Origin of the sequence: Achromobacter arsenitoxydans SY8 (genome assembly GCF_000236785.1) — a bacterium.
Lineage (GTDB): Bacteria > Pseudomonadota > Gammaproteobacteria > Burkholderiales > Burkholderiaceae_B > Achromobacter > Achromobacter arsenitoxydans.
In genome coordinates this window covers 19,790-35,592 of the sequence record NZ_AGUF01000035.1, presented here as the reverse complement: position 1 = coordinate 35,592, position 15,803 = coordinate 19,790, and the positions used below count along the sequence as shown (strand labels likewise).

The following is a 15,803-nucleotide window of genomic DNA, read 5'->3' as shown; positions in this document are numbered from 1 at the left end:
CCGCCATGCCGATCCGCCTGATCTCGCGACGCCTGCTTCAGGCCATCCCGCTGCTGCTGGCCGTGGTGGTGCTGAACTTTGCCCTGATCCAGTCCGTGCCGGGGACCTTCCTGGACGTCATGACGGCCGAACAGCAGGTCACCGACCCGGCGCTGATCGAACGGCTGCGCGTCACTTACGGGCTGGACCAGCCTCCCGCGGTGCAATTGCTCAAGTACATCGGGTCGGTCGCCCGGCTGGATTTCGGCTTTTCGTACCGGCACAACCTGCCGGTGCTGGACGTGATCCTGGCCCACCTGCCCGCCACGCTGGTGCTGATGCTGGCCAGCATCGCCATCGCCGTGCTGGTGGGCGTGGCGGCCGGCATCGTGTCGGCCATCAAGGTCAACACCTGGTGGGACAGCGCCGTGTCCGCGTTCGCGGTGCTGTGCTTCGCCGCGCCCAGTTTCTGGCTGGGCATCATGCTGATCATCATGTTTTCGGTGAAGCTGGGCTGGTTTCCCGTGGGCGGCATGGTCACCATCGGCCTGGACGGCGGACTCTGGCGCCAGGCGCTGGACGTGCTGCACCACCTGGCGCTGCCGGCCGTGGCGCTTGGGCTGTTCTATTCGGCGGCCTATGCCCGCGTGATGCGCGCCTCAATGCTGGAAGTCAGCCGCATGGACTATGTGCGCACGGCCTACGCCAAGGGCCTGACCCGCTCGGCGGTCGTACTGCGCCACATCCTGCGCAATGCCGTGCTGCCCATCGCCACCCTGCTGGGCCTGCAGCTTGGCGCGGTGCTGGGCGGCAGCATCGTGATCGAGTCGGTATTCAGCTGGCCCGGCATCGGCGCCGTGCTGTTCGACAGCGTCATGAGCCGCAACTACCCCGTCGTGCTGGGCATCCTGGTGCTCAGCTCCGTCGTGGTCATCATCGCCAACATCATTGTGGATCTTGCCTATACGCGGCTGGATCCGCGCATCAAGGCTGCCTGACATGTCCGCTACCCCTGCTGCAATCGCCCTCGCGGGCGCGGCCCCCGGCCGCCGCCCCGATTCCTTCGCCGCGCGCTTTGCCCGCAACCGCGGCGCGGTGGCCGGCGCGGTCGTCCTGCTGCTGGTGGCGCTGGTGGCCGCCGGCGCCGACTGGATTTACCCTGTCAACCCGCTGCGCATCGTCGGCGCGCCCGAGATCTGGCCGTTCGAGTCCTGGCGCTTTCCGCTGGGCACCGACTCCATGGGCCGCGACATCGCCGCGCTGATCGCGCACGGCGCGCGCGCCACCCTGCTGATCGGCCTGGTGGCCGCGGCCACCGCCACGCTGATCGGCGTAAGCGTGGGCGCAGCCGCCGCCTGGGCGGGCGGCTGGATCGACGAGGCGCTCATGCGCCTGACCGAGCTGTTCCAGATCATCCCCAACGTGGTCTTTGTGCTGACGGTCGTGTCGGTGCTGGGCCCCCGGATCGAGAACATCACCCTGGCCGTCGGCCTGGTGTCCTGGCCGCCGATCGCGCGCCTGACCCGCGCCGAGTTCCTGTCCTTCAAGGAACGCGAATTCGTTCAGGCCTGCCGGGCCGTGGGCATGAGCCCGCTGCGCATCGTGGCCGGCGAAGTCCTGCCCAATGCGCTGCCGCCCGTCATCGTCATGTCGTCGCTGGTGGTTGCCGGCGCCATCCTGTACGAGTCAGTGGTGTCTTTCCTGGGGCTGGGCGATCCCAACATCGCCAGTTGGGGCCGCCTGGTGGGCGAAGGCCGCAGCCTGATCCGGTCCTCCTGGTACATCTGCGCCGTGCCCGGCGTGGCCATCATGCTCACCGTGCTGTCGCTGAACCTGGTCGGCGACGGCCTGAACGACGCGCTCAACCCCAAGCTGCAAAAGCGCTGAGCCGCAGCCTTTTCGAGAATTTTCTCCATGACCCATCCCCTCAAAAACCTGGGCGACCTGGCCGATCCGCGGCTGCCCGCCAACCTGCCCGCCATCGACGACCTGCGCTTGCCCGACGCGCCGCTGCGGCTGACGCACGGCGACGCCGATCGGCTGGCAGGCGGCGTGGCCGCGTGGCTGTCCACGCGCGGCCTGGAGCCCGGCGCCCGCGTCGCCATCGCCGCGCTCAACCGCGCCGAATACCTGATCGCCTACTTCGGCATCATGCGCGCCGGCTTCGTGGCCGTGCCCATCAACATCAAACAGTCCCAGGAGAACATCGACTACGTGCTGCGCGATGCCGCCATCGCCCTGGCCTTTGTCGATGGCCCGCGCCGCGCGGCCTTCGAAGCGACCGTGCCGGTCCTGGACTTCGACGACACCGGCCCGCAGGGCTTTGCCGCGCAGATCGCGCCCGCCCGGTTCACGGCCGTCACGCCGGCCCCGCACGACATTGCGCAGATGCTGTACACCTCCGGCTCCACCGGCAAGCCCAAGGGCGTGCCCTTGACCCACGCCGGGCAGCTCTGGGCGCTGACCACCACCGCCAGTCCGGCTGCGGCCGCGGGCAATCAGGCGCGCTACCTGCTGGCGCAGCCGCTGTTCCACATGAATGGCCTCTTCATGGCCAAGCGCGCCTTCGCCAGCAACAGCCTGCTGGTGATCCAGCCCGCGTTCGACGCGGCGGCCTACGCGGACGCGCTGGAACGCCACCGCATCACCGTTCTGACGGCCGTGCCGACGATGTTCGCGCGGCTGGTCAAGGACCCCGCGCTGCTGCAGGGCCGCGACCTGTCGGCGCTGGAACGCGTGATGCTGGGTTCGGCCCCCATGACCGTGGCCCTGTACGAACGCATCCAGCAGGCGCTGCCGCAGGTGCGCATCACCCACGGCTACGGCACCACGGAAGCCGGCCCGGCCGTGTTCGGCCCGCACCCGGGCGGCCTGCCCACGCCGCCGCTCGCAGTCGGCTATCCGCTGGACCAGAACCAGGTCCGCCTGGCGGGCGGGACCGGCCCCGACGAAGGCGTGCTGCTGATGAAGAATCCGGCGGTGCTCGGCGGCTATCACAACCTGCCAGAGAAAAGCGCCCAGGTGCTGAGCGACGGCTGGTACTACAGCGGCGACGTGATGCGCCGCGATAGCGACGGCTTCTACTATTTCGTGGGCCGCGCCGACGACATGTTCGTGTGCTCGGGCGAGAACATCTACCCCGTCGAAGTCGAGAAGCTGCTGGAATCGCATCCCGACGTGCGCCAGAGCTGCGTAGTGCCGTTGCCGGACGAGGAACGCGGCAACATCCCCGTCGCCTTCGTGGTGCGCCGCGCGGGCAGCACGCTGGACGCCGAGTCCCTGAAGCGCCATGCGCTGGCCCATGGTCCGGCGTACCAGCATCCGCGCCGCATCCGCTTCGTGGACGACCTGCCGTGGGCGGGCACCAACAAGGTCGACCGCAACGCCCTGCTGCTGCAGGCCCGCAAGCTGGAAGCCCGACAAGAATGGCACCAACCCGAGAAGGAGGCCGCATGAGCGCCGCACCCGATTCCCTGGCCGGCAAGACCGCCCTGGTCACCGGCGGCAGCCGCGGCATCGGCCGCGCCATTGCGCTGGCGCTGGGCCGCCGCGGCGCGCGCGTCGCCGTGCATTACAACGCCGCGGCCAGCGCCGCCGCCGAGGTCGTCGGCCTGATCGAGGCGACTGGCGGCCAGGCCTGGGCCCTGCAGGCCGATCTGGCCGATCCGGATGCCGCCGCCGCGCTGGCCGCGAACGCCAGCGCGGCCCTGCGCGAACGCACGGGAGAAGACGGCCTGGACATCCTTGTCAACAACGCGGGCGTCGGCCTGCGCGCGCGGCTGCCGGAAGTGAAGCCGGAGGACTTCGACCGAGTGCTGCAGGTGAACCTGAAGACCCCGTTCTTCCTGATCCAGCACAGCCTGCCCTTCCTGCGCGACGGCGGGCGCATCATCAACATTTCGTCCATGGGCACGCGCGCCGCCTATCCCGAGATGAGCGTGTACGCGCCGGCCAAGGCGGGTCTGCAAGCCCTGACCCTGCTGCTGGCCAGCGAACTGGGCGCGCGCGGCATCACCGTGAACGCGGTGCTGCCCGGCGCCACCGCCACCGACCTGAACCAGCGCGCGCGCGATCCCGAACTCAGCCGCGTCATCGCGCAAAGCATCGCGCTGGGCCGCGTGGGCCAGCCCGAGGACATCGCCGACATCGTCGCCTTCCTGGCCTCGCACGAAGGGCGCTGGGTAACCGGACAAAGCATTGATGCGACAGGAGGACAGCGCCTGTAGCGCAGCGAACCATTGCCGCGAATCAACCCAGCGCCGCTGCCCGCGCGATGCCCCCTATCGCGTGGGCATGCCCATATACATATGTGATATCGGTATTTTTCACGCGGTCCCAGGTCTTTTAGGATTCCAGCGTTGTTGTCCCCTTACGCTGGAATTGCCTTGTCACGCCTGACTCCCCTGGATCCCGCCAAGCTGGATCCCGCCACCGCCGCCCTTTACAACCAACTGCTGCAGGACTATGGCCCCTACGCCAACATGCTGAGCGCCTTCGCGCCGCGGCCGCCTGCGCTAAAGCACTTCTTCTCATACCTGGTGCAGTCGCGCGAAGACGGGCTGATCTCGCCGCGTCATCTGGAAATTGCGCTGCTGACGGCGTCCAAGGCGCACGCGTGCCATTACTGCGTCACGCTGCACACGCCCAAGCTGGCCGCGCACGGGATTTCGCAAGAGGCCATCGACCGCCTGCTGGAGCCTCAGGTGCCCGGCCTGGACGAGCAGGACCTGGCGGTGCGCGACTACGCCGTGCTGGTCACGCTGACGCCGGCGCAGGTCAGCGACGAGTTCTACCGCAAGCTGCAGTCCTTCTTCAGCGAAGAACAGATCGTCGAACTGACCATCCGCATCGCCCTGTGCAGCTTCTTCAAGCGCTTCAACGAAGCCCTGGAAGTGCCGCAGGAAGACGTGGTGGCGCTTGAACTGGAGCATGGCGCGGCTTGAAGCGGCGTGCAGTCGTTTCAAGATGAGCCCTAACCCTGCCCTCAAGCTGGAGATCCGTAATCTCTCCAAGCGCTTTCACACCGACGCCGGCCCCGTCCAGGTCCTGGACGACATCAGCCTGAATGCGGCCAGCGGCGAATTCGTCAGCATCATTGGCCCGTCCGGCTGCGGCAAGTCCACGCTGTTCAACATCCTGACCGGCCTGCTGGAACACGACGCAGGCACCATCGCGCTGGATGGCGCGGCCCTGCCCAACCTGCGCGGACGCGTCGGCTACATGCTGCAGCGCGACCTGCTGATGCCCTGGCGCACCGTGCTGGACAACGTGTTGGTCGGCCTGGAAATCCGTGGCGCGCCCAAGGCCGAGTCCGTCGAGCGGGCGCGCGAGTACCTGCACACCTTCGGCCTGCTGCCGTTTCAGGACAGCTACCCCAAGGCGCTATCGGGCGGCATGCGCCAGCGTGTCGCACTGGCCCGCACCCTGTTGCCCGACCCGGACGTGCTGCTGCTGGACGAACCATTCTCGGCGCTGGATTACCAGACGCGCCTGTTCCTGGAATCCATGCTGGCCGACACGGTCAGCAAGCAGGGCAAGACGGTGATCCTGGTGACCCACGATATCGACGAGGCCATCGCCCTGTCCGAACGCATCTTCGTGCTGAGCGCGCGACCCGGCCGGCTCAAGAGCGTGCACGACATCGAACTGGGCACGCGCTCGCCGCTGGAAGCGCGCCACGACAGCCGCTTTCCCGGCTACTTCGACCTGCTGTGCCAGGAACTCGACATACAGACCGCCCGCAAGGAAGGCGTTGCCGCATGACCCAGACCACTGCTACCACCCTGCGGGGCGCGCCGGTGCCCGCGCCCGCCGCATCCCCGGCCCGCCCATCCGGTTTTCGCGTCCCCGTCCTGGCTACCCAGCTGTTGATTCTTGCGGCGCTGTTCGGCGCCTGGGAAGCGGGTGTGCGGGCCGGCGCCGTGTCGGGATTCCTGTTCGGCTCGCCGGCGGGCATCGTCCAGGCCGCCTGGAAGATGATCCTGTCCGGCGAACTCTGGGAACACGCCAATTACACGTTGTGGGCGTCGGCCGCGGGCTTTGTCGTCGGCACCGTGCTGGGCACCGTTCCGGGACTGGCGCTTTGGTATTCGCCCTATGCCGCCAAGGTGGTCGAGCCCTTCCTGGTTGCGATCAACAGCGTGCCCAAGATCGCGTTCGCGCCGCTGGTGATCCTGTGGTTCGGCACCGGCGTGATCTCTAAGGTGGCGCTGTCTATTTCGCTGACCTCCATCGTCGCCCTGCTGGCCGCCTTCCAGGCCGCCAAGGACACCGACCCCGACATCCAGAAGATGCTGGTGTCGCTGGGTGCGACCAAGCGGCAGATCTTCGCCAAAGTCGTGGTGCCGTCCGCCCTGCCCGCCATCATTGCCACGTTCCGCATCAACATCGGCTTCGCGCTGGTGGGCACGGTCGTGGGCGAATTCATTTCGTCCAAGTACGGGCTGGGGCACGTCATCTTCGTCGCCTCGTCGCTGTACGACCTGAACACCGTCTGGGTGGGGATTTTCTCGCTGATGCTGCTGGGCTTTGTCCTGTACGCCGGCGTGGACTTCGCCGAAAAGCGCCTGTTGCGCTGGAAAGACCAGACCTACGCCACTCAATTCAAACTGTGAAGCGCGCCCTCGCGCCGCTGAAAACCCTCATGACAATCAAATTCCCCCTGCGCCTGGCCGCCGCCGCGGCCGCGTCCCTGCTGTCCGTGTCCGCGATGGCCAACGACAAGGCCGTCGTATCCGCCGCCTTCAAATCGGTGTTCTACCTGCCCGTGTACTTTGCCGAAGAGCACGGCTACTTCAAGGACGAGGGACTGGACGTGCGCATCGACGTGGCTTCGTCGTCGACCAACGCCCTGGCCGCCGTCATATCCAAGAGCGCGGACTTCTCGCTGCACGGGCCCGAATGGACCGCGATCTCGTTCGGGCGCGGCGCGCCGGTCAAGGTCGTGGGCGGCACCCTGAACCGCCTGGGCGTGTGGCTGACCTGCAAGCCGGCCTTTGCGTTCGACGGCTTCAAGAGCCTGAAGGGCGCCACCATCGCCACCGGCGCCATGCCCACCACCAGTTCGTCGGCCTTCATCAAGCTGGTCAAGAACGCGGGCCTGGATCCCAAGCGCGACGTGAACCTGCTGGAAGTGCCCCTGGGCAACGAGATCGGCCCGCTGAGTTCCGGCCAGGCCGACTGCGCCGTGCTCTATGAACCGGGCGCCTCGCAGGCGCAGGCCCAGGGCTACAAAGTCGTATCGGCGTTCTCGCGCGAGATCGGTCCCTACACCTTCTCGGCCATCTCCACCCGCCAGGACATCCCGCCGCAGGTTTCGCAGAAGTTCGTGTCCGGCATCGACCGCGCCCTCAAGGCCATCCACAAGGACCCGGCAGCGGCAGTGGCCAGCGGCCTGAAGCTGTTCCCGAACCTGGATCCGGCAGTGGTGCGCGCATCGGTGCAGCGCCTGATCGACGACGGCGTCTTCGCCGATTCCGTGGCCGTGCCGCAGCAAGCCCTGACGGATGCGCTCCAGACCCAGATCGACCTGGGCAACCTGGACCGGATTCCTCAAGATGGGAAGTGGCTGGATTTGAAGTACGCCGACCAGATCTCGGGCAAGGCGTACTGAACCTGTCGTCAGAACCGGTGCCGCATCCCCACCGCGTACTGCGATTGATGCCAGGACGCGTCGTCCCAGGCGCCCCGCATGTAGCCGTAAACGGCGTACAGGTTGGTGCGCTTGGACAGGTCGTACACATACCCCGCCGAATAGATCTGTTGGGTGTGCGTGGCGCCTTCGCGTTTCAGGGCGCCGCCGCTGGGCAGGCTGCCCTGCCACGACGCCATCACCGTGCCGGCGCCCGCGCGCCACGTCGCGCCCGCCATCACGCCATGTACCGTGCTGTCCGGGAAATACACGCGCTGACCCGGCGACGGCACGGCCGGAATGGTTGATCCGTTTCGCATGATGGACCAGCCCGCGTACAGCGTGAAGGCGTCGAACGTGGCGCGGCCGGCCAGCGTGTAGGCGTAGGGCTGGCGCGCGCCGCCGGCCCGGGCCATGGCGGCCGACTGCGCCGTGCCGTCCGCCCAGCGCGCGCCCTCGTAGGTCGCGGCGACCGAATAGCCGGCCTGTTCGTAGACCAGCGCGGCGCTGTACAGCTTGTTGGTGGAAGTGGTCTGAAAGCCCCCGCCGCCGTCATAGTCCAGGCTGGCGTCGACACCGGCGCGCAAGCCGCCCACGGACGGACTCCAATACGCGACCATGTTGTCCGCACGGTTGGCGTTGTAGGGCAGCAGCGCCGTCTGCGCGCCGGTGATCAGATACGACGCCATGAAGGCGTCGTAGTCGGCAAGCGTGGCCGACGACACCGAGGTCTGCCGGCCCAGCCGCAGGTCGCCGAATCCGCCCGACACGCCGACCCAGGCCGCGCGGCCGAACAGGCGTCCGCCTTGCGCGGACCGGCCATTGTTGGCCAGGATGCCGCTTTCCAGCTGGAAGTTCGCGCGCAGGCCGTTGCCCAGGTCTTCGCTGCCGCGCAGCCCCCAGCGCGATCCGGACTGCACGCCCGACTGCATATTGAGCGCCGTGCCGCGTTCCTGCGTGGAAAAACCCGCAAGGCTCAGGTCCACGACCCCGTACAGCGTCACAGGGCTTTGCTGCGCGTCGGCGGCCCACGGCGCCATCACGGCCGCGACACCCGCGCAGAACTTGCGATACGCCATTGCCGGCCTCACAGGTACTTGAGCCACGCGATGTCGCGGCGCGACGCCTTCAGGCGGCCGAACCAGCGCACCGGCAGGTACAGCGCCGCCGCCAGCAGCGCCGAGATCAGCCAGACCGAGGCCATGCCATCCACGCCGAAGTACTTGCCCTGGTTCAGGCCCCACACGCCCTCGCCCGCCAGGTACAGCGCCTTCAGCACGTACAGGTGCAGCAGATAAAAGAACATCGGCGCAGCGCCGTACACGCACAATGCGCGCACCCAGGCGGCGGATTGCGCCCGTTCGATCAACACCAGCAGACACAGGCCCAGCCCCAGCGTCAGCAGCAGGAACATCAGCGACGGCGGATACTTGGTGATGTTCAGGAAGCTCATCGCCGTATGCAGGGCGTCTTCCTGCACGGACCACTGCTGAGACTGGCCGTAGCCGTTCAGCGCCCGCAGGACGACGAAGCCGGCCACGGCGGCCAGGCCCGCGGCCCACAGGCGGCGCTGTCGCACCGCTGCCTCGGCGCCGGGCCGGAACCACGGCCCGGCCGCGTAGCCCAGCGCGATCACGCCGATCCACGGCAACAAGGGATACGAGGTCCGCAGGCGCAGCGTGTCGCCCACTTCAATCCAGCCCCGGTCGTGCAGCACCGCCCACGGCACGTGCATGGCGTGCCCCGCCGCGAAATGCAGGCCGTCCAGCGCATTGTGGCCGGCCACCAGCGCCACCCCCACGACGACCAGCGCCCAGCGCGGCAGCCACAGCAAGGCCGCCAGCGACAGCATGGACAGGCCGATCACCCAGATCACCTGCAGGTACACGACCGACGGCGGAAACTGGAAAGTCCACGCGAAATTCACCACGATGACTTCCAGCGCGATCAGGAACGCGCCCCGCTTGGCCAGGAACGCCGCCGTGGCGCCGCGGCTGCCGGCCTTCGCGCCATACAGCCAGGCCGACAGGCCGGTCAGGAACACGAACACCGGCGCGCACAGATGCGCCAGCAGCCGCGAGAAAAACAGGTCGGGCGGCGTAGCCGCTACGTCCATCGGGTCGCCGACCTGATGGTGCAGGAAGAAAGTCTCGCGCACATGGTCCAGCAGCATGATCACGATGACCAGGCCGCGCAGAGCGTCGATGGAACGCAGCCGGGAACTACCGGCGGCGGGATGGGAAATGGGAGTAGCCATGTGGGAATGCAGAGTGGAATGCCGGCGGGCGCGCCGTGGCGACGCGTCGCGAAAAAAGCGCTAATAGTAATGTAATAACATTACGGTTCCAAGACAAAAATGGTGCCGGATTGATTTGGCGCACAGGCATTACGCGCCCTTTTCGGCCGACATGCTCGGCATCGTCAAGCGCAACCTGCTGGCGTTCGACACGTCCCGCGCCTGAATCCGCCGCTGCCCGCCATGCCTTAACAAGATCTTGAGACCCGCCTCGCCAGAATCGCAACGATTCTCACTGAGGCACTCAAGATCACCATGGCGCAATACAGAACACACGGACAGGGCTCGGTCGCCCTGAAAACATTGGGGATGGCGCTTGGCGCCGCCGCCACCGCCCAGGCCCACGGCCAGACGCCGCCCGCCGACGGCGCGGTCCTGCTGGCGCCCGTAACGGTGCAGGCCGATGCCCCGCCGTACAAGGCCGACCGCGTGCAATCCGGCAAATTCACCGAGCCGCTGCTGGATACGCCGCAAAGCATCACCGTCGTGCCGCGCGCCGTGCTGGAAGCACAGCAGGCCAAGAGCCTGCAGGATGTGCTGCGCAACGTGCCCGGCATCACCTTCAGCTCCGGCGAAGGCAATCTGGGCTGGGGCGACATGTTCACGATCCGCGGCTTTTCCGCGGAGCAGAGCATCACGGTGGACGGCATTCGCGACGCGGGCCTGTCCAGCCGCACCGACATCTTCAATCTGGAGCAGGCGGAAGTCTTCAAGGGCACGGGGTCCATCGAATCGGGCGTGTCGGCGGTTGGCGGGAGCGTCAACCTGGCCAGCAAGGAGGCGCGCCTGGGCTCGTTCTACCAGTTGTCCGGCGGCCTGGGCACGGACCATTACCGGCGCGTCACGGCCGACCTGAACCAGGAACTGACTGACAGCTCGGCCCTGCGCATCAACCTCATGCGCCATCACAACGGCGTGGCCGAACGGGATGTGACCGAATTCGACCGGTCCGGCATGGCGGCATCGCTGGCGATGGGGCTGGGTTCGCCCACCCGCGTCACGCTCAACTATCTGCACCAGGAGGACGACAACATCCCCGACGGCGGCGTGCCCATACAGCGCGGCACCGGCGGGAAGCGCATGCCGAACGTGGCGCGCAACGCCTGGTACGGCGATCCCGACCTGTACACCGAGCAGACGCGCACCGACCAGGCCACGCTGAAGGTCGAGCACGACTTCACCAAGGCGGCGCGCCTGACGAACATCAGCCGCTGGCAGCAGACCGACCGCATCGGCGTGCTGGCCCCAGCGCGCTTCAATTCCACCTCGCGCACCTCGTACGGCTACACGGGCACGGGTCCGCTGGTCTACAGCGCCGACGGCATCCTGTCGTACAGCGGTTTCGAGGCGCTGCGGGATCCCTCGCCCTACGCTCAACTGCGCGGCAACGACTTCGGCACCTCCAAGCGCTACACCATCCTGGCCAACCAGACCAATCTGAACCTGGACTTCCATACCGGCGCCATCAAGCACGCGGCCGTGGCGGGCGTGGAGTTCTACAAGGAGACCTACGGCGACCATGCGCGCACCATACGCGCGCCCTCCGTGAACCCGGTGATCGACCTGCGCGACACTGGCGGCGTGAACATGGGCGGCGCGGACACGCTCAAGGGCGACTCGGGCAATAAGGCCCAGATCTTCAATGCCGGCCTGTACGCCGGCGACACCCTCACCTTCAATCCGCACTGGATGCTGCAGGGCGCGCTGCGCTACGACCGCTACCGAGTCACGCAGACGACCGGCGCGACGACGCAGCGCGTGACCGACGGCGCCTGGAGCGGCCGCATCGGCCTGACCTACAAGCCGGTGGAGTACGGCAGCGTCTACGTGTCCTACAGCCAGGCCGCGCAGCCTTCGGCCATGGGCGCGTCCACCAACAACAACATCTATGGCGCGGCCGGGTCCGACACCTACAAGCCGGCCGGGTCCCGCACCTGGGAACTGGGCAGCAAATGGGATGTGGCGGGCGGCGACCTGTCCTTGACCGGCGCCGTCTTCCGCACGGAACTGACGGATTCGTGGGAGTACGGCGACGACGTCACCGACGTGGTGCGCGCCCTGCCCGCCAAGCGCGTGGACGGCATCGAACTGGGCCTGTCGGGCAACGTCACGCCGCGCTGGTCGGCCTTTGCGGGCGCCAGCGCCATGAAGAGCCGCATCACCAAGGGCGCCAACCAGGGCGAGGAAGCCAAGAATGTGCCCGACCTGACCTTCAACCTGTGGACCACCTACGCGGCCACTGAAAACCTGTCGCTGAGCTATGGCGCGCAATACGTGGGCAAGCGCCGCTATACCGACAACAAGTACGTCGGCGGCAAGAACAACAACAGCGCCACGGTGTCGGGCCCCTATGGCACGCATCCGGTCTGGGTGCGCGACAACGAAAAGGCGCCGTCGTACTGGCTGCATTCCGTGGCCGCGCGCTACCGGCTGAACAAGAACGTGACGCTCGGCGTGAACGTGGACAACCTGTTCAACAAGTTCTACTACAGCCGCGTGGGCGCGTCGCTGGACGGCTTCCAGCTCTATGGCGTGCCCGGCGCCGGACGCACGGCCACTTTCACCGCAGACCTGTCGTTCTAGGGCGCGTTCACGCCGCAGGCTCCCGTGCCGGTGCGGCCAGGTCCACGCGGAACCTGCTGCCTTCTCCCGGCCGGGACGCCAGCGACACGCGCCAGCCCTGGTGTTCGCAGATGCGCTGCACCAGCGACAGGCCCAGCCCCAGGTTGCCGGCGTCCGGCTCCTCGCCGCGCACGAAGGGGTTGAAAATGGACGCCTGGCGCTCGGCCGGAATGCCGGGCCCGTCGTCCGCCACCTGCATGAAATCCGGCCCGGCCGTGATGACGACCCGCGCCTGCGGACCCGCGTACTGCAGCGAATTGCGGATCAGGTTGGACAACACGGCGCGCAACAGCGGCGCGGGAAACAGCAAGGCAGGCGTGATCTGTGTTGCCTCTTCGAGCGTCAGGCGCATGTCCCGGCGCTGGGCCACGGCCGTCCACGCGGCCAGTTGGCCACGTGCCGCCGCCGCGGCGCTTTCGCGCGCGAACAGGTCGGCGGCGTCGCCGCCCCGGGCCAGCATCAGGTATGTGTCCAGCCGTTCGCCCATGTCGGACGCCGCCGCCTCGATGCGCGCCAGCCGGGCCTGACCGGCGGCGTCCAGCGCCTGCTCCTCGCGCAGCAGTTCGCAGGAACTGGAGATCACCATGAGCGGCGTGCGCAGCTCATGGCCGACGTCCGCGGTAAAGAGCTGCTCGCGCCGCAGCGCTTGCTCAAGCTGGTTGTAGGTGGAATCGAACGCCGCGGCCAGCTGGCCGATCTCGTCCGGCGGATAGTCCTGGGCCAGGCGCGTCTGCGGCGGTTGCGCCGCGCGCGCATTGACCTGGGCCGCCAGCCGCGCCAGCGGCCGCAGCATTCGTCGCGTGGCCAGGATGCCCAGGATGAACGCCAGCGCCAGGCTGCCCGCCAGTCCGCTTACAGCGGTCCAGTGCGACGCGGCCTGGTTCTGTTCGTACTCGGTGTAGTCGCGCAGCAGCATGTAGCGCTGGCCCTTCAGGTCGTCGACCATCACATGCCACACGCGGCCGTCGCGCTCGATCTTGTGGAAGCCCGGCGCCAGCGGACGCAGCCACGCGGGGAACGCCGCGCTGCCTGGGTCGCCGTGAAAGAAGCGGTTCGGCCGGCCAGGATCAATGCCGGCCAGGAAATCGCCGCGCACCCGCTCAACCGCCATGCCCATGTCGATCCGCTGCAGGTGGGCCTCCAGCTTGCCCACGCTCCAGACCGACAGCCAGGTCAGAAGTCCGGCCACCAGCAGCGCCAGCGCCACATAGGTCAGCACCAGATGCCGAGCCAGCCCGCGCCGCGCCGCCTGCCGATTGCGCCTAGGCATCGCCGGCCGCCCGCAACTGGTAGCCGATGCCATGCACGGTGTGCAGCAGCGGCGTGGCGTAGGGCTTGTCGACCACGTGGCGGATCTGGTGGATATGCGTGCGCAGGCTGTCGCTGTCGGGCGGCGAATCACGCCACAGCGCCTCTTCCAGCCGGGCGCGGTGAACCACGGCCGGGCTGGCCCGCATCAGCAGCGTCAGCAGTTGCAGCGGCGACGGCGGCAGGCGCAGCGGCTGTCCAGCGCGGGCCAGTTCCAGCGTGCCGGTGTCCAGCGTCAGGTCGCCCACGCGCAGCACGCGCGCCGCGCCTGCCCCGCTGGCCCGGTGCAGCAGCGCCTTGGCGCGCGCCGCCAGTTCGGCCAGCGCAAAGGGCTTGACCAGGTAATCGTCGGCGCCCGCGTCGAAGCCGGTGAGGCGGTTATCCAGGGTGTCGCGCGCCGTGACCATGATCACGGGCGTGTTGCAGGCGGCTTCCGTGCGCAGGCGGCGGCAGAGTTCGTAGCCGTCCAGGCGCGGCAGCATCAGGTCCAGCACGATCAGGTCGAATTCGCCCGACGCCGCCATGGCGTAGCCGCGCTGACCGTCTTCCGCGCAATCGACGATATAGCCGCGGCGCGTCAGGTGATGGGTGATGTTGGCAAGGATGTCGGGGTCGTCTTCGATGACGAGTACGCGCATGTCGGGCCGGTTCAGAGAATGGAAATCAATCTCACATTGTAAGAGCCTCGGACGGCTCCCGACTCCGCCTGCGGCCTGCGCGCCACAGCCTTCCGCGTCTTAACGAATTCTTGAGACGGGTTGGCGGACACTGCGCGGCGATAGGAATGGTTCGCGTTAAGCGCAACCGTCGCGAGCAATGACCAAACGATTCCCCATGCGCCCGATTGCCCTTTTCCGCGCCGCCGCCGCCGCGGCAGCCCTGTTCTGCGCCCTGCCCGGCGCGCAGGCCCGGCAGGTCACCGACCTGGCCGGCCGCACGGTCACGGTTCCCGACCACCCGCGCCGCGTGCTGTTGGGCGAAGGCCGCTTCGCCTTCGCCATGGCGCTGCTGGACCGCCAGGACCCCGTGGCCCGCGTGGTCGGCTGGCAAGGCGAGCTGAAGCAGCAGGATCCGTATTCCTGGAATCAGCTCATCCAGCGCTACCCCAAGGCGGCAGACGTGCCGCTGATCGGCAAGACCTCCGAAGCCAGCGTCAGCCCCGAGAAGATCGTGTCGCTCCAGCCCGATGTGGCGGTGTTCAGCCTGAGCGGCCACGGCCCCGGGCGCAACAACCCGATGATCACGGCCTTGCAGGAGGCAGGCATTCCCATCGTGTTTATCGACTTCCGCCAGCATCCCGTACGCAACACCGTGCCCAGCATGCGCATCCTGGGCCAGGCGCTGGACCGCGAGGCCCAGGCCGAAGCCTATATCTCGTTCTACGAAGAACGCCTGGCCCGCGTGCGCCAGGTGGTCGATCCCGTGCCGCAGGCCCAGCGCCCGCGCGTCTTCGTGGAAATGCTGGCGGGCGTGTGGCCGGCCTGCTGCCACACCACGGGCAACGGCAGCTTCGGCGATCTGCTGGAAGCGGCTGGTGGCGTCAATGTGGCGGCGCCCGTGCTGCCGGGCGCGATCGGCGACGTCAGCCTGGAATTCCTGCTGGACGCCAAGCCGGACGTCTACATTGCCACCGGCAGCCGTTCCGAACCCGGGCGGCCGGGCCTCCTGGCCGGCCCCGGCGCCGACGCGCGGATTGCCGCCGACAGCCTGGCCACGCTGCTGCAACGCGACGGCATCCGCGACCTGGACGCCGTGCGCGCACGGCGCGCGTACGGCATCTGGCACGCCTTCTACAACTCGCCGTACAACGTCGCCGCCATCGAAGCGATGGCCAAGTGGCTCTATCCGGAGCGGGCGGCCGCGCTGGATCCGCAGGCCACGCTGGACACGCTGTACCGCCGGTTCCTCGATGTGGACAACGCCGGCGCCTACTGGACGGCCCCCGCCGCCACGCCGAAGTAAACCCCG

The 15,803-nt window shown here is 67.9% G+C and carries 14 protein-coding genes; 10 read left to right on the top strand and 4 right to left on the bottom strand.

All coding sequences use genetic code 11. The annotated features are described in order from the left end of the window. Positions 1 to 5: 5 nt before the first annotated feature. The 8 genes from KYC_RS08305 (at position 6) to KYC_RS08270 (ending at position 7,591) form a co-directional block, all read left to right on the top strand. Positions 6 to 977, top strand: a complete 972-nt coding sequence (locus KYC_RS08305; RefSeq protein WP_008160893.1) for an ABC transporter permease — start codon at positions 6 to 8, stop codon at positions 975 to 977. 1 nt (position 978) lies between these two features. Then, a complete protein-coding gene (locus KYC_RS08300) occupies positions 979 to 1,866 on the top strand; it encodes an ABC transporter permease (protein WP_008160891.1) in 888 nt (295 codons plus the stop codon). A 27-nt stretch (positions 1,867 to 1,893) separates the two neighbouring features. Further along, positions 1,894 to 3,435, top strand: coding sequence for a class I adenylate-forming enzyme family protein (locus tag KYC_RS08295; RefSeq protein WP_008160889.1), 1,542 nt, complete (start codon positions 1,894 to 1,896; stop codon positions 3,433 to 3,435). After that, a complete protein-coding gene (locus tag KYC_RS08290; protein WP_008160887.1) occupies positions 3,432 to 4,205 on the top strand; it encodes an SDR family oxidoreductase in 774 nt (257 codons plus the stop codon). Before KYC_RS08295 ends, KYC_RS08290 begins: the two co-directional genes overlap by 4 nt. A 159-nt stretch (positions 4,206 to 4,364) precedes the next feature. Beyond that, positions 4,365 to 4,922 carry a carboxymuconolactone decarboxylase family protein gene (locus KYC_RS08285; protein ID WP_008160885.1) on the top strand — a complete coding sequence of 186 codons (558 nt, stop codon included), beginning with the start codon at positions 4,365 to 4,367 and terminating at the stop codon, positions 4,920 to 4,922. Positions 4,923 to 4,944: 22 nt separating this feature from the next. Next, positions 4,945 to 5,742, top strand: coding sequence for an ABC transporter ATP-binding protein (locus KYC_RS08280; RefSeq protein WP_043517924.1), 798 nt, complete (start codon positions 4,945 to 4,947; stop codon positions 5,740 to 5,742). After that, positions 5,739 to 6,593: an ABC transporter permease gene (locus KYC_RS08275; RefSeq protein ID WP_008160881.1), complete on the top strand. Its 855-nt coding sequence runs from the start codon at positions 5,739 to 5,741 to the stop codon at positions 6,591 to 6,593. Before KYC_RS08280 ends, KYC_RS08275 begins: the two co-directional genes overlap by 4 nt. Positions 6,594 to 6,622: 29 nt before the next feature. Continuing rightward, on the top strand, positions 6,623 to 7,591 hold the full coding sequence (locus KYC_RS08270) for an ABC transporter substrate-binding protein (RefSeq protein WP_008160877.1): 969 nt from the start codon (positions 6,623 to 6,625) through the stop codon (positions 7,589 to 7,591). Between the two features lie 8 nt (positions 7,592 to 7,599). Here the strand turns inward: KYC_RS08270 and KYC_RS28380 are convergent, their stop codons facing one another. Both KYC_RS28380 and KYC_RS08260 read right to left on the bottom strand, forming a co-directional pair. Next, positions 7,600 to 8,688, bottom strand: a complete 1,089-nt coding sequence (locus tag KYC_RS28380; protein WP_008160876.1) for a porin — start codon at positions 8,686 to 8,688, stop codon at positions 7,600 to 7,602. 8 nt (positions 8,689 to 8,696) lie between these two features. Continuing rightward, positions 8,697 to 9,866, bottom strand: a complete 1,170-nt coding sequence (locus KYC_RS08260; RefSeq protein ID WP_008160873.1) for an acetyltransferase domain-containing protein — start codon at positions 9,864 to 9,866, stop codon at positions 8,697 to 8,699. 294 nt (positions 9,867 to 10,160) lie between these two features. Between KYC_RS08260 and KYC_RS08255 the strand changes: the two genes are divergently transcribed. Beyond that, positions 10,161 to 12,488, top strand: a complete 2,328-nt coding sequence (locus KYC_RS08255; RefSeq protein ID WP_043517906.1) for a TonB-dependent receptor — start codon at positions 10,161 to 10,163, stop codon at positions 12,486 to 12,488. A gap of 7 nt (positions 12,489 to 12,495) precedes the next feature. On the opposite strand, the gene KYC_RS08250 is transcribed toward KYC_RS08255, so the two are convergent. Next, entirely contained in the window at positions 12,496 to 13,797 is a 1,302-nt protein-coding gene (locus tag KYC_RS08250; RefSeq protein WP_050814846.1) for a sensor histidine kinase, read from the bottom strand. Then, on the bottom strand, positions 13,790 to 14,473 hold the full coding sequence (locus tag KYC_RS08245; RefSeq protein ID WP_008160867.1) for a response regulator transcription factor: 684 nt from the start codon (positions 14,471 to 14,473) through the stop codon (positions 13,790 to 13,792). The genes KYC_RS08250 and KYC_RS08245 overlap by 8 nt, the downstream gene beginning before the upstream one ends. Before the next feature lie 196 nt (positions 14,474 to 14,669). Here KYC_RS08245 and KYC_RS08240 point away from each other — a divergent pair, with 196 nt between their 5' ends. After that, entirely contained in the window at positions 14,670 to 15,797 is a 1,128-nt protein-coding gene (locus KYC_RS08240) for an ABC transporter substrate-binding protein (protein WP_008160866.1), read from the top strand. The last annotated feature ends 6 nt before the right edge of the window (positions 15,798 to 15,803 follow it).